Raw genomic sequence first — 13,436 nt, forward strand, 5'->3', positions numbered from 1 at the left:
GATGAGGAAGGAAACAAAATGCAATTTATGGCTTTGATTTACGCCGCTGAAGGATCAGCTGAACATTATCCCGGTGGTCCTGATAAAATGATGGCTGATTATTATGCCTATACCGAAGAGGCAAAGTCGGCAGGTGTGATGGTGGCAGGTGATGCGCTGCAACCCATCAGCACCGCCACATCAATCCGCGAACGCGATGGCAAAACCAGCCTGACTGATGGCCCTTTTGCTGAAACCAAAGAGCAGTTGGGCGGCTATTATCTGCTTGAATGCAAAGATTTGGATGAAGCCATAAAATGGGCGGGCAAAATTCCAACCGCGAAAAACGGCACCATTGAAGTGCGTCCGGTTATGATTTGGGATCAGTGAGCCCAATAGAAGCTGAGTTGACCCGAATTGTGCGCGCCAATTCGGGTCAAATTCTTTCAGCGCTGATCAAAACAACACAGGATTTCTCGCTGGCGCAAGATGCGTTGCAGGACGCGATTGCCCAAGCGCTAACCCAATGGGCGGATGACGGTGTGCCGAAAAATGGCGGCGCATGGCTTTACACCAGCGCACGGCGACGGGCGATCGACCGCATCCGCAAAGAGCAGCGCCACCATGCTGATACAACCCAACAGATTTTGACCGATTTGCTCGACGACCAACCCGACATTGCAGAATGGGAACAAGACATTCCCGATGAACGCTTGCGGCTTATCTTCACCTGTTGCCACCCCGCGCTCAATATGGATGCGCAAGTGGCGCTGACCCTACGCACCCTTGGCGGGCTAAGCGTACGCGAGATCGCCCGCGCTTTTCTGGCCAGCGAAACCACAATCGGCCAGCGCATCACCCGCGCCAAGCAAAAGATAAAATCCGCCAAAATCCCCTATGAAATTCCGGAGCAAGAGGACATTCAAGCGCGGCGCGATGGGGTGTTGAAAACCATCTATCTGATCTTCAATGAAAGCTACACCGCCTATGAGGGGCAAAGCCTTACCCGCGAAGATCTGGCCAACGAAGCCATTCGGCTAGGTGCGATATTGCAAAAGCTGGACCCCAACCCGGAAACATCTGGCCTGCTGTGCCTGATGCGGCTGACCCATGCACGGCGCGCGGCGCGGCAGGATGCGGACGGCAATTTCGTGCCGCTTGAAAAGCAAGACCGCACATTGTGGGACCATGACGAAATCAGTGATGCACATGCCCAATTGCTGACAACCTTCACCAAAGGGCAATTTGGTCCGTTCCAAATACAAGCGGCCATCAGCGCCCTACATTGCCTAGCAGAAAGCTGGCAAGAAACCGACTGGCAGCAGATCTATGCCCTTTACGGCGCGCTGGCGGCATACGACCCCTCGCCTATTATCCAACTCAATCAAGCTGTGGCGCTCGCCAACATGGGCGGGTTGAATAAAGCATTGGAACAGCTCAATACTTTGGCAGCGGAATTGGCCCATTATCAGCCGTTTTACGCGGCACGCGCTGACATTTTGTCGCGCACGGGCCAAGAAAAACTGGCCCAAAACGACTATGACAAGGCAATCGAACTCAGTCAAAACCAAGTAGAAAAGCGGTTTTTATTTCAGATGAAAAGTGCCCTTGCCGCTTCACTTAAAAAAAATAAGTAGAAATCTCCACTTTAACCTGATTTTAACAGGTTCAGGCGGATAATCGGGGCATGAAAATAAAGCCCTACGGTTCGCGCATATCGCTGTATAAATATAACCAGATGTGGCGCGAAGCCCGCGCCAAGCAAATCCGGCGTGACTCTGAGATACATGAGACCATGAACCGGGCGATTTTCACCAGCATGGCCAACTTCAACTACAACAAAAATTCGCAAATTATGAAGCAAGCTGTGGTGCGTGTGCTTAAATCTATTTAGGCGAACTGCTGCGTAAACTGGTCGTTAACACTTCATTCACCATAGTATAGGGGCTGATATTCGATTTGGACATGCCCCATGAAAGCTCAACTCTATGGCACGCGGGTGCCGCTGTATAAAGCCAACCAGATGTGGCGACAGGCGCGCGCAAAACATATCCAGCGCGATCTAGAGGCAAATCAGCTGCTGACCAGCCAGATTTTCAACAATATGTTCAACTTCACCTACGGGCAAAATTCGATGATCATCAGGCAAGCGGCGCAACGCACGCTGAAGTCTGTTTAAACCAACCCGTCAGACTTGGCTTTTGCCAACAGGGCAGCTTGATCAGGCTGAAAATCTTCATCCACCCAAAACTGCTCCAACTCGTTCAAAATCTTGCCCATCTCTGCACCGGGCTCTACCCCCTGCGCAATAAGGTCTTTGCCGCCTAGGGGAAAGACAGGGGATGGCCAAGCCTGCGCCCGCTCCATATGCTGATGCAGTGCACCAATTTTGGCCATCAACTCCATATTTTGATCCTGCTTCAGCTTTTGCCGCAACCCGGCCAAGTCCAAGCAAATTCGATCCAAAATGGCCGTTTGATCACCCCAATAGAGCGATTTGTCGACATCCTTCGCAGTTGTCTCCGGCGCAATAGGCGGTTGCATGGCCCACTTTTGCAAACGCGCTGCTTCGTCATTGGAAAGCTTTAAACGTTCCGCGAGCTGATTCACCTTATCTGCTTGCGGCGGGATGATGGAAATAAGCCGAAACAGCGGGTCAATCTTCCACTTCAACTCCTGTTCTGCCGCAACGATGCCGTGAATGGCATCCATGCCCCACTTCTCGCCTTCAGGCAGCACCAGCGCCAAAATGCCAGTGGTGCGCATCCACAACAGCGCTCGCGATGGATCAGGGGCGGCAAGAATTTTCTTAAACTCCGCCCAAACCCGTTCCGCCGAAAGGCGCTTCACGCCATCCTTCAACTTGGCAGCAGCTTTCAACCCGCCAGCTTCTGGCCGACCTGATCCGTAATAAGCGAAGAAGCGGAAAAACCGCAAAATGCGCAAATAATCTTCTTCAATCCGCGCGGCGGCGTCGCCAATAAAATGCACATTGCGATCTAGGCAATCCTGCACACCGTGCAGCGGATCATAAAGCGAGCCATCAGCCAGCACATAAAGTGCGTTCATGGTGAAATCGCGCCGCTTCGCATCCTCTTCCCAATCTGTGCCAAAAGCCACTTCCGCATGGCGACCATTGGTGGCCACATCCTGCCGCAATGTGGTGACCTCGATGGTTTCATCGCCAAACACCAAGGTAATTGTGCCATGCTCAATGCCCGTAGGAATGGCTTTAATGCCAGCTTTGGCCGCACGGTCCAACACCTCGTCAGGCGTAAAAATACTGGCCATATCCACGTCACTTGCCGGATCACCCAGAATGGTGTTGCGCACAATGCCGCCCACGGCGCGTACATGACCTTGACCGCCGTCGAGCAATTCAAATGCCGCGCGCACAGCTGGACGCTTGAGCCAGCTTGCTTGCTTCACGCGCTCAAGTGCCTCATTTAATTCAGTCATTCATCTTCCTTTGACGTCAACACGAGATCGCGGAACATGCGTGTCATCGAAGCGGTGATGCCCCAAATGGCACGATCCTGATAATCAATGCGCCATGTTTCCCGCTGCGCTTCATCCCCACGAACAAAGCGGATTTTCGAATAATGATTGGCGGGAATTAGATGCGGCAACGGCACTTCAAAAAAGCTGGCCACTTCATCCGGATTGGCCACAAAAGGCTTGCGCGGCTTGATGGTGGCGACCACCGGCGTGATCAGATAGTTGGTGCCAGACAAATAGTTGGGCAAAAACCCCAACACATCAACATCGTCCTGATTGAGGTCGACCTCTTCTTCAGCCTCGCGCAGCGCGGTCATCACGGGGTCCGTATCCCCCTCTTCCACGCGACCACCGGGGAAAGCAATTTGGCCTGCATGGGCCCGCAAATGGGAAGAACGCTCAATATAAAGCACATGGCTCAACGGCCCACGCTCCACCAATCCAATCAAAACCGCCGACGGTTTTGGATCGCGCTTGGCATGAAGCGGTGGCACACCGTCAACCTTGTGGCAGCCAATATCCTTGCTGCCATCTGGCTGATCCAACAGCCGATGCTTGATTTGCGCCAACAATGTCTCGTCTTGCATAAAGACTATTCCGCAATCGAATTCCTACTTGTCACCGCTCCAAAATGAAATTGGACCAGTGAGTCCTTTCTTCACTTTAGCACTTTTGACAACCGCCAACACCCGCATTGGGTCTACTGGCGCAGGAAAATCGATTTTTTGCGGTGAGATAGGTTCAAACCCCAACGGCTCATAATAAGCCCGATCACCCACCAACAGCACAAATTTACATCCGGGCTGCTCAAGCGCCTTTTGAGTCACATGCAATGTAAGCAAACGCCCTGCCCCCATGCGCCGCCGATGTGGGTCTGTGACCAAGGGGCCAAGCAAATAGCCATTCATCCCAGACAGATTGATGGGCGACATCTTTACATTGGCAACAGAAACACCTTCATGCTCCGCCACAAAGCTCAAATTCTCATCCACACCGAACCGCTCGCGAATGCGAAACGCTGCACGTGCAAACCGACCAGGGCCAAAACAAATTTGATGCAAATGCTCAACCCAATCCGCATCGGCCGCGGTTTCGTGACGAATATCCAACTGATGCATATTTTGAGCAAGCTGAGGGGAAAGCTGAGACGCAGATAACGTGTGGGTCATGATTTTTGATCTTTTCGAAAATTAAGGCAGCACAAAGGGTAACGGGGCTTTACAGCACTCGTCGCTCTCGTCGCAGCAATAGAAAAGTCAAAATCTGTTTCATGATTTTCATAAACACCGATTTGGCGATATTGTCGAGACATATTTTACAAAAAATGCATCAAACTAATCATTATGAATCATAATTATGTACATTTTGCGCAAATATTGCACATTTTGTCAGCTCGCCAAATTGTTCCAAAACTGATTGTTCACCAAAAAAGGGTTTGTTGCGGAAATTTTATACCTATTTTACCGCTCAGACGAACAAACAATAGGGGTTTAAAATGGGTCTCTTGATCGATGGCGAATGGTCTACCCAATGGTATGACACCAAAAGCAATGGCGGCAAATTTAAGCGTAGCGCAGCCGCGTTCCGCAATTGGGTAACCAAGGATGGCAGCGCCGGGCCAAGCGGCGAAGGCGGCTTCGAAGCTGAGAGCGGCCGTTACCATCTTTATGTGTCTCTCGCCTGCCCGTGGGCGCACCGCACCCTGATTTTCCGCAAGCTGAAAGACCTAACCGATCATATCGATGTGACAGTTGTGGATGCCAAGATGCCTGATGAACATGGCTGGACCATCCCCGAAGGCGCAGACCCGGTCAACAATGCCCAAACCATGTGGCAGGTCTATGTGGCGGCCAAAAGCGATTATACGGGCCGCGTGACCGTGCCTGTGCTTTGGGACAAAAAACGCAACACCATTGTTTCCAATGAAAGCGCGGAAATCATCCGCATGTTCAACAGCGCGTTTAATGAAATCACCGGCAACAATGACGATTACTATCCAGAAGCGCTGCACAACGAAATTGATGAGGTGAATGAGCGCGTTTATCACACCGTGAATAACGGCGTGTACAAATCAGGCTTCGCCACCACGCAAGAAGCTTATGATGAAGCGGTGACTGAATTGTTTGATAGCCTTGAATGGCTGGAAGACAAATTGGGCAAGCAGAAATATTTGGCAGGTGACCAAATCACCGAAGCCGATTGGAGGCTGTTCACGACCTTAGTGCGGTTTGACCCGGTGTATCATGGTCACTTTAAGTGCAACATCAAGCGGATCGCGGATTACCCGAACATTACACGCTTGGTGCATGAGTTGATTGAGGTTCCAGAGGTGAAAGACACTATCAATATGGATCACATCAAAACCCATTATTATTGGAGCCACACCAGCATCAATCCACATCGGATCGTGCCAAAAGGGCCCGAAATCAACTTCTAGCCTACCATTTGTCTGATGGTGTTGTGGCGGTGAAAAACTCCCCAACCCGCCGCCGCGCGCCATCATTCATTTCCTGTGGCAATTCCTGATGATGAAACCAGCCCATCTCCACAATCTCTGCATTGGGGGTGAAGGCATGAGCTTCATGAAATTCAGTGGCAACAAAAAAACAAACATGGTCGCGAATGGTGAGGCCACCATTGTCATTGTGAAAAACACCCTGCAATTTGGGGGCACCTTTAACTTGAAAGCCTGTCTCTTCGAAACATTCGCGCATGGCAGCTTCCAACGCAGTTTCGCCCGGTTCAACGCCGCCGCCCGGAAATTGCCAGCCCCGCACATAGGATTGACGCACAAGCAGAACCATGTCGCCATCGACCAGCATGATGCGCGCACCAATGGTCATTCGCCGCCACATGCCAACCAAGGCCAAATAGATGCGCATTCGCCAACGCGGTAGTAATTTTTGTTGCATTCAAGCCTCCTTCACGCCGTGACCTTTAAACATCATTGGATGAAATTTGTGCAAACGCCCCCTTTTTTTACCCCGCAACTTTCGCCATAGTGCCCGCAACCGCAGGGAGCCGAACTAATTTATGACGACCATCGCCCACATTTCTGATGTGCATTTGCCCTATCATGAAAAAATCACCCTGCCGCAACTACTCAATAAGCGCATAACTGGCTATTTAAACTGGAAGCTCAATCGCGGCCACGCCATTGAAAACACCGCGCTTAAATCCCTCATGGCGCACCTTAAAACCCAACAATATGACCATCTGGCGATTACCGGCGACCTGATCAATTTGTCGCTGGAGCAAGAATTTGCGCTGGGGCAACAATGGCTAAAAACCATTGAGCCGCCAAACCGCGCCATGCTGATCCCAGGCAACCACGATATTTATGTGCCGTCCGGCAAAAGCTACATGTCGCACTATTGGCATGAATATATGGAAGGCGAGCGCGCCGACGAACGTCACCCCTTCCCCTTTTGGCGGCAGGTGAATGATGTGGCACTGATCGGCTGCAACAGCGCCATCGCCACCCCGCCTTTTTTCGCCAATGGCACTTTTTCACGCCAGCAAGAAAAGCTGCTTGAAAAGCTGTTGATCAAAACCAAGGAAATGGGGCTATTCCGCATTGTGATGATCCACCACCCGCCGCATGATGATGTGATGAACATCTGGCGGCGCGGCCTGACCAACCGCCATCGCTTTAAGCGTGTGATCAAGAAACACGGCGCTGACCTTATTTTGCATGGTCATTTGCATAAATCTGAAATCAAATCATTGCCCGGACCTGAAGGTGAAATTCCGCTGATTGGCATCGCCTCTGCTTCAATGGGCCCCAATGCCGGCCAGCCGCCAGCGCGCTATAATTTATATAAAATTGAAAAATTGAACGAAAAGTTTTCCTGCACGTTACATGAATATGGCTATCACCGCTTTGGCGATCAGATCGAAAAACGGTCTGAACTGGTGCTGGTCTAACGTCCTGAACTTGTTTTTAACATAATTTTGGTGATCACTCTTCACATGGAAAAATTCATCATTGATTCCGCCGAGTTTAATGCTGAAACGGGCGAAGCGCGTTTTCATTATCGGCTAAGCGATCACACATTTACAGAGCGGTTAGAGCTTGGCGTAGGCTTTGATCTTGAGCGGGCACAAAGCAATGATTTTGCCCATTTGCTCGATCTGGCCGCAGCTATTTTGGGCGTATCCTATTTCAAGCTGAAAGCGCCAAAACAAATTGATCTGACCGCACTTAGCCTGACCGCAGATGATCAAGTGCTGATCAAAGATGTTTATGAAAATGGCCTAGGCGAATTTTACACGCGCAATGATTTAAAGCGCTTCGGGCAAATCCAATATGATTTTGCTCCAGCATATGAAGTGCAACACGATTTAGACTGGCCCGCAAAATCGCTGGTGCTGATCGGTGGCGGTAAGGATAGCTTGGTGTCGGTTGATTTGCTCACCCGTGCCAATATCCCGTTCACCCCCTTTGCGGTGAACCCGAAAGGGCCGATCATCACCTCCACTGATCAAATTGAGCAAAATCCGATCTTCGTGCGCCGCTACCTGTCGCCAAATTTGTTTGAGCTAAACGGACAGCCCGGTTTCTACAATGGGCATGTGCCCTCCACCGCGATCAATTCAGCCATCGCCGCAATGATAGCTGCGCTTTATGGCTATAATGAAATCATCCTGTCGAATGAACGTTCAGCCAGCGAAGGCAATGTGGAATTTGATGGCCGCGAGGTGAACCACCAACATTCGAAAAGCTTTGATTTTGAGCAACTAATCGCCAAAAGCTTTGCCACAGCCAGCCACAATAATCTGGGCTACTTTTCCATGCTGCGCCCCTTCTCAGAGGTGCGCATTGGCCAGCTGTTCGCGCGGACCGAGAAGTTTGATCAGCATTTTTCAAGCTGCAACGAAAACTTCAAGCAAAACCAAGATGGCCCCAAACGTTGGTGCACCAATTGTCCAAAATGTCATTTTGTGTCGCTGATCTTGGCGCCCTTCATGTCACCGGAACGGTTGACCAATATTGTCGGCAAAAATGTGCTTGATGATGACGCAAAGCTCGATGCTTTTCGTGAACTGTCTGGCCTTTCCGGCCACAAACCTTGGGAATGTGTTGGCGAGATATTGGAAGCTGCGGCATCTCTCTGGCATTTGGCGCATCAAGACGCATGGCAAGGTGCGGCAATTGTGAAGATATTGAAGCCTGAACTGGAAGCTTTTTACGGCGCACCTGCGCTAGAAAGCGCGTGGCATGAATTGCTTCAAGATGCGAACACGCATAATGTGCCAGAAAAATATCAATTGAACGAGATTGCCCGTGCAAGCTGATCAATATTTCGACCGCGCCGTTTTGCTCTATGGCGCTGGCATTGAAGCCAAATCCACCCGCGACTTTCTTTCAGAATTTGCCCCTAATGTTAAAGTCTATGTCACCGCTGATCAGGGTGACATTTTCTTGCCAGATAGCACCATCATCGCACCAAGTGAAATCGAAGCGCTGTGCGAAAAAGGCGAAATTGGCACCATTATCCGCTCCGCTGGTGTGTCGATTTACAAGCCAGAAATTCAGGCCGCAAAAGAGCATGGGGTGGAAATCACCACCAACATCAATTTGTGGGACAAGTTTAAGCGCAATGGCGCAAAGCTGGTGGCGGTAACCGGCACCAAAGGCAAAAGCACCACGGTGAAACTGACCGAAACCATGCTCGCTTGCGCCGGGATCGATGCGCGGCTGGGCGGCAATTTTGGCATTGCGCCACTTGATCTGGATGATCACGATATCATCGTGATGGAGCTTTCATCTTACCAAGTGGCAGACCTAACGGCGCAACCAGATTTTGTAGGCTTCACCAACCTGTTCCCCGAGCATGTGCATTGGCACAATCATTCGCTGCAGCAATATTTCCATGACAAATTGAACCTATTGCGCCGCGAAGGACCCTATGCCTATGCGCTGGGCGCACAAGCTGCGGTGAACCAAAAGGTGCAAGATGCGCTGCCGAAATATGCCCATGAGCTGGCCGCGCCAAGCGCCGAGCTGGTGGCCGCACTGCACGCCACCATGCGCAAATCTCGCCTCAAAGGCCCGCACAATGCCGACAACATGATCATCGCGGCCAAACTGGCTTTAGGTCTAGGTGCCAGCGAAGAAGGCATTTTGAAAGGGTTGGAAACCTTTGCGCCTCCGGCCCATCGGCTGGAAGAGCATAAAATCGGGGACTATTTGTTTGTAGACGACTCCATCGCCACCACACCAGAAGCGACCATGGCGGCCATTGCCTCCTACCCCGACGAAAAGATTGCCTTGCTGGTTGGTGGTTATGACCGCGATCAGAATTATGAAGAATTGGCCCGCACTGTCGCCAACAGCAATGTGACCACCCTATGCTGTTTGCCCACCACGGGCGAGCGTATGCAAGCAGCGATGGACGAGGTTGATCACCAAATTGACGTATTTGCTGCCGAGGGCTTGGCCGATGCGATGGAAGGGCTGAAGCGCCGCGACGGATTCGGCACCATCATCCTTTCGCCTGCCGCCCCCTCCTTCAATCAATATGAAAATTACATCGCCCGCGGCGACCATTTCATCCAGCTTGCAAATGAGATTTTTGCCTAATGTTCGGCATTGGCATTTATCGTCGTGGCGAAATGCCCGGCACGTTGACGGCCGAATGGCTAGATGATCGCATGGTGCAAGCGGGCACCACCGCAGGCACAGGCTTTGCGCAAAACGGGCCGCAAACAGGCTTTACTGGCGATTATGACATCACCTATCAAAGCGGCGACCAGCAAGTAGACCTCAAACTGACCATTCGCGAGACTGGCCCCAATTTTCAATTGGCTTGGTATAAGGATGGCAGCTTGATTGATGAAGGCATTGCCTTTCAATCTGGCAATTGCCTGATCCTTGGCTACCAATCAACGTAAAGAAGCAACAATGCCCCAAGGCTATATTTATCTCGCGCTGGCAATCTTAGGGGAAGTGATCGCCACCTCTGCCCTCAAAGCCGCGAATGGCTTTTCGGAAACAATTCCGTCCATCTTGGTTGTTATCGGTTATGGCGTTGCCTTTTATTATTTAAGCCTATCGCTCAAAACCATTCCGCTTGGCATTTCCTATGCCATATGGTCTGGCGTTGGTGTTGTGGCCGTGTCAATCATCGGCTGGGTCTATTACAAACAAGCACTCGACATTGCCGCACTCATCGGCATGGCGATGATTTTGGGCGGCGTGCTTGTCATCCACCTTTTTTCAAACTCCGCAGCACACTAAACTGCCGCAAAAGAATCTGAGTTTTTTGAAACAATTGGAAATGGCCATTCGTACCTACCTTATCCACCGAGGGAAAAAGGAGACGACAATGACATTTTCAAAAACACTACTCACTGCCGCAGCAGCACTTACGCTAACCGCTTCAACTGCCTTTGCCGACGGGCATGGCAAAATTGGCGTGATGGCCGAAGATCAGGACGTATCTGGCGGCACTGTTAGTGCATCTGAAATTGTTGCAGGCGAGAACGGCTATCTTGTTGTGCACCGCACAGGCGACGACATGAAGCCAGGCCCAGTTGTGGGCTATTCACCGATCAAAAAAGGCAAGAACATGGATGTGACAGCCATTTTGACCGAAGAAGTGATGTCCGGCGACAAGCTGATGCTGATGATCCACTCAGAAGCTGGGGGCATGGAAACGGGCGTATTTGAATATACACTTGGCGCCAAAGAAGACGGCCCAATCCGCATGGATGGCAATTTGGTGATGACCGTTATTTCAGCGAAGTAACACCAACCAGATAAATTCGAGAAGGCCGCCAACACATTTGGCGGCCTTTTTATTGGTGGTTGCCAGCCCCTATTCGAAATTCAAATCGACATAGCCTTCGGCCCAATGATTTTGGTTGGCAGCACCTTCCATACTGATAAAGGTCGGCATCATCTCATCCGCGTGCGTGACGTGGTAGCAAAATTCACCCCAGCCTTCTGCGGACCAATCTTCGCAATATTTGCCAACCCCACCATCATCCGACACGGACCATGGGATGTTGCGGATTTTATCGTCTTTCACCACCACAACCGCAATCCCGTCAGGATGGTTGTTTTGCTTATACTCGGTCACCCCATCCGGAAATGTGCCCCAAATAGAATTGCCCGACATTAAGTCTTCTAACTCTGGCGCGGTGAGTTTGGCAGCATCGGCCTGCGCCGCCCCAACGGCAGCAGCCAACGCCAAAAGTGAAGCCGCGGCCAGTTTGATGCGATGAATAGTCATATGTCCTCCCAGACTTTTTGATTGGTGCACCTCAAATGCACCTGCCCTTTGTGGCCCATTTCTCGCTGGTCAGTTGTGAATATTCATGCCAAAATTTTTTATGGGAGATCGCGACAGCACTCAAAATGTAAACCAGCCCATGGGCGAAGCCTACAGTGCCTATTGGAACAAATGGCTGCAAAAAGGCGCCAGCATTGCGCGCCAAAAACTTGCTATGCCTGCGGCAGAACTCAATTCGCCACTAGAGGTTTTCGACCAACTATATGAGCAAGCTGGCGGCCAAGCTGTGTTTGACCTCGCGCGCGCCAACGGCCAAATGCCCGGCTTTGATGTACAATCCTTATTGTTTTCAACCGCACCCGACCCCGCCACTTTGGTACAGCGCTGGCAAAAAGTTGCCCAAGCACAAGCCAATATCCGCTTTGGCGGCTGCAGTTCCTTACCGGACTTTGTTCAATATCTGCCGGAGGGAGACATTGTGTTGAGCCCAAGCCGCATACGCCCGGCCAATCTTTCAAAATTTGGCACAGCAATGCTGACCGGCGTGGCCGCCCATGCCATAGGCCAACTGACAAATGCAGAACTGGAAGTTTGGGAATGTAGCAAAGCTGGCAGAACGCAAAAGGCAAACACACTGGATTTCGACCCAACAAGCGACATTATCTTACGCCCCTCCATCACCCCTGACATGCGCAACAAGAAAACGTCCCCAAGCCCATATCTGCATCTCAATCATTTGTTTGATCATCAATCACACCCGTACTTTCGGCGAATGATTGAATTGCTCGAACACCAAGGTGAAGGCCATTTGAACATTGAAGAGTGCGCGCATGCGCTGGGCACATCTGTGCGTACACTCTCGCGCCGACTTAAAATGCATAACCTGAGTTACGGCCAAGTGACACGATTTGTGCGGCTGCGCAAAGCCGTGCGATTGATCCATTCAGGCCAGGTGCATATGGAGGATGTGGCTTTCCACGCAAATTATGCTGACCGCCATCATATGGCGCGCGATTTTAGACAAATGATCCAAATTCCCCCAGCCTTATTGCGTGATCTTTTTGCGGATTCAACCGCAAAACCGCGGATGTAAACTCAAATTTTACCAAGCTATTCTTTCTCAAATCAGCTAATCCACTGAAATTAAAAGCATTTAATCAGTTAGCTAAATATTTATCTAGTTTATTGGCGATTGAACAATGCCCGCTTCCTAAACTCTTATTGTTCGCAATAGTGCTGAACGCATTGGGAGTGAGAAATATGGAAGCAATTGCTTTGGCATTCACATCAGCAATGATTTCTTGGGGCTTGTTCACATTGGCTCCAGAGCAAGAAGCGCGCGCAAAAGCCAAGCGTCGTCGCTAACACACATTTAGTTCAGGGGGAAAAAATGAAAACTCTTATCGCCGCAACTGTCGCGTTTTTGTTGGTATCAGCAGGTTTCGCGTTGGACATTACAGTTTCAACATCTGAAGCACAGGCAGCTTATCCAACAAGCGTGAACAGCCAAATTACGGATTAAGGCCATGCAACCGCACCATAGATTGCTGGCAACTCAATTGTTCGCTGCAGCGATTTTAATCGGTGTGATCACAATGGCTTCAACACCGCTCGCGCTGTTTGAACGCCAGTCTGAACCACAATATGCCATGATACGCTAGGGGAGCTTCCCCACAGGATCAGATGAGGAATTTATGTCCGTGAGTGCACAAGGACTTC

19 protein-coding genes are annotated in these 13,436 nt (G+C 50.7%); 14 read left to right on the forward strand and 5 right to left on the reverse strand.

Features of this window, described 5'->3' with window-relative positions; genetic code table 11:
• The first annotated feature begins 18 nt into the window (after positions 1-18).
• From ATL17_RS04785 to ATL17_RS04800, 4 genes are all read left to right on the forward strand, one after another.
• Positions 19-369: a YciI family protein gene (locus tag ATL17_RS04785; RefSeq protein WP_133571616.1), complete on the forward strand. Its 351-nt coding sequence runs from the start codon at positions 19-21 to the stop codon at positions 367-369.
• Positions 366-1,616, forward strand: coding sequence for an RNA polymerase sigma factor (locus ATL17_RS04790; RefSeq protein ID WP_208111111.1), 1,251 nt, complete (start codon positions 366-368; stop codon positions 1,614-1,616). Before ATL17_RS04785 ends, ATL17_RS04790 begins: the two co-directional genes overlap by 4 nt.
• Before the next feature lie 50 nt (positions 1,617-1,666).
• Positions 1,667-1,873: a hypothetical protein gene (locus tag ATL17_RS04795; RefSeq protein ID WP_133571617.1), complete on the forward strand. Its 207-nt coding sequence runs from the start codon at positions 1,667-1,669 to the stop codon at positions 1,871-1,873.
• Between the two features lie 78 nt (positions 1,874-1,951).
• A complete protein-coding gene (locus tag ATL17_RS04800) occupies positions 1,952-2,158 on the forward strand; it encodes a hypothetical protein (RefSeq protein ID WP_133571618.1) in 207 nt (68 codons plus the stop codon).
• Here ATL17_RS04800 and ATL17_RS04805 read toward each other — a convergent pair.
• The 3 genes from ATL17_RS04805 to ATL17_RS04815 are packed head-to-tail and all read right to left on the reverse strand — an operon-like array spanning position 2,155 to position 4,646.
• Positions 2,155-3,438 (reverse strand): CCA tRNA nucleotidyltransferase, encoded by a 1,284-nt coding sequence (locus ATL17_RS04805; RefSeq protein WP_133571619.1) that lies wholly within the window; start codon positions 3,436-3,438, stop codon positions 2,155-2,157. The two genes, ATL17_RS04800 and ATL17_RS04805, sit on opposite strands and share 4 nt — an antisense overlap.
• Positions 3,435-4,064 (reverse strand): CoA pyrophosphatase, encoded by a 630-nt coding sequence (locus ATL17_RS04810; RefSeq protein ID WP_133571620.1) that lies wholly within the window; start codon positions 4,062-4,064, stop codon positions 3,435-3,437. Before ATL17_RS04810 ends, ATL17_RS04805 begins: the two co-directional genes overlap by 4 nt.
• Before the next feature lie 24 nt (positions 4,065-4,088).
• On the reverse strand, positions 4,089-4,646 hold the full coding sequence (locus ATL17_RS04815; RefSeq protein ID WP_133571621.1) for a GNAT family N-acetyltransferase: 558 nt from the start codon (positions 4,644-4,646) through the stop codon (positions 4,089-4,091).
• Between the two features lie 326 nt (positions 4,647-4,972).
• Between ATL17_RS04815 and ATL17_RS04820 the strand changes: the two genes are divergently transcribed.
• Positions 4,973-5,914 (forward strand): glutathione S-transferase family protein, encoded by a 942-nt coding sequence (locus tag ATL17_RS04820; RefSeq protein ID WP_133571622.1) that lies wholly within the window; start codon positions 4,973-4,975, stop codon positions 5,912-5,914.
• Between the two features lies 1 nt (position 5,915).
• Here the strand turns inward: ATL17_RS04820 and ATL17_RS04825 are convergent, their stop codons facing one another.
• Entirely contained in the window at positions 5,916-6,389 is a 474-nt protein-coding gene (locus ATL17_RS04825) for an NUDIX domain-containing protein (RefSeq protein ID WP_133571623.1), read from the reverse strand.
• Between the two features lie 121 nt (positions 6,390-6,510).
• Here ATL17_RS04825 and ATL17_RS04830 point away from each other — a divergent pair, with 121 nt between their 5' ends.
• From ATL17_RS04830 to ATL17_RS04855, 6 genes are all read left to right on the forward strand, one after another.
• Entirely contained in the window at positions 6,511-7,404 is an 894-nt protein-coding gene (locus ATL17_RS04830; RefSeq protein WP_133571624.1) for a metallophosphoesterase family protein, read from the forward strand.
• A 45-nt stretch (positions 7,405-7,449) separates the two neighbouring features.
• Positions 7,450-8,775, forward strand: coding sequence for a MurL-like N-terminal domain-containing (locus tag ATL17_RS04835; protein ID WP_133571625.1), 1,326 nt, complete (start codon positions 7,450-7,452; stop codon positions 8,773-8,775).
• Positions 8,765-10,063, forward strand: a complete 1,299-nt coding sequence (gene murD, locus ATL17_RS04840; protein WP_166638896.1) for a UDP-N-acetylmuramoyl-L-alanine--D-glutamate ligase — start codon at positions 8,765-8,767, stop codon at positions 10,061-10,063. Before ATL17_RS04835 ends, murD begins: the two co-directional genes overlap by 11 nt.
• Positions 10,063-10,374, forward strand: a complete 312-nt coding sequence (locus ATL17_RS04845) for a hypothetical protein (RefSeq protein WP_133571627.1) — start codon at positions 10,063-10,065, stop codon at positions 10,372-10,374. Before murD ends, ATL17_RS04845 begins: the two co-directional genes overlap by 1 nt.
• Positions 10,375-10,384: 10 nt before the next feature.
• Positions 10,385-10,720 (forward strand): DMT family transporter, encoded by a 336-nt coding sequence (locus tag ATL17_RS04850; RefSeq protein WP_133571628.1) that lies wholly within the window; start codon positions 10,385-10,387, stop codon positions 10,718-10,720.
• 88 nt (positions 10,721-10,808) lie between these two features.
• Positions 10,809-11,231 carry a DUF7282 domain-containing protein gene (locus tag ATL17_RS04855; RefSeq protein ID WP_133571629.1) on the forward strand — a complete coding sequence of 141 codons (423 nt, stop codon included), beginning with the start codon at positions 10,809-10,811 and terminating at the stop codon, positions 11,229-11,231.
• A gap of 69 nt (positions 11,232-11,300) precedes the next feature.
• On the opposite strand, the gene ATL17_RS04860 is transcribed toward ATL17_RS04855, so the two are convergent.
• Positions 11,301-11,717: a hypothetical protein gene (locus tag ATL17_RS04860; protein ID WP_133571630.1), complete on the reverse strand. Its 417-nt coding sequence runs from the start codon at positions 11,715-11,717 to the stop codon at positions 11,301-11,303.
• An 85-nt stretch (positions 11,718-11,802) separates the two neighbouring features.
• Here ATL17_RS04860 and ATL17_RS04865 point away from each other — a divergent pair, with 85 nt between their 5' ends.
• The 3 genes from ATL17_RS04865 to ATL17_RS17150 all read left to right on the forward strand — a co-directional run bounded on the left by ATL17_RS04865 (position 11,803) and on the right by ATL17_RS17150 (position 13,378).
• Positions 11,803-12,810, forward strand: a complete 1,008-nt coding sequence (locus ATL17_RS04865; RefSeq protein WP_133571631.1) for a helix-turn-helix domain-containing protein — start codon at positions 11,803-11,805, stop codon at positions 12,808-12,810.
• Positions 12,811-13,107: 297 nt separating this feature from the next.
• Positions 13,108-13,239 carry a hypothetical protein gene (locus ATL17_RS17145; protein WP_281275860.1) on the forward strand — a complete coding sequence of 44 codons (132 nt, stop codon included), beginning with the start codon at positions 13,108-13,110 and terminating at the stop codon, positions 13,237-13,239.
• Between the two features lie 4 nt (positions 13,240-13,243).
• Positions 13,244-13,378 carry a hypothetical protein gene (locus tag ATL17_RS17150; RefSeq protein WP_281275861.1) on the forward strand — a complete coding sequence of 45 codons (135 nt, stop codon included), beginning with the start codon at positions 13,244-13,246 and terminating at the stop codon, positions 13,376-13,378.
• The last annotated feature ends 58 nt before the right edge of the window (positions 13,379-13,436 follow it).

It is taken from the genome of Maritalea mobilis, assembly GCF_004363175.1.
Taxonomy (GTDB): Bacteria; Pseudomonadota; Alphaproteobacteria; order Rhizobiales; family Devosiaceae; genus Maritalea; species Maritalea mobilis.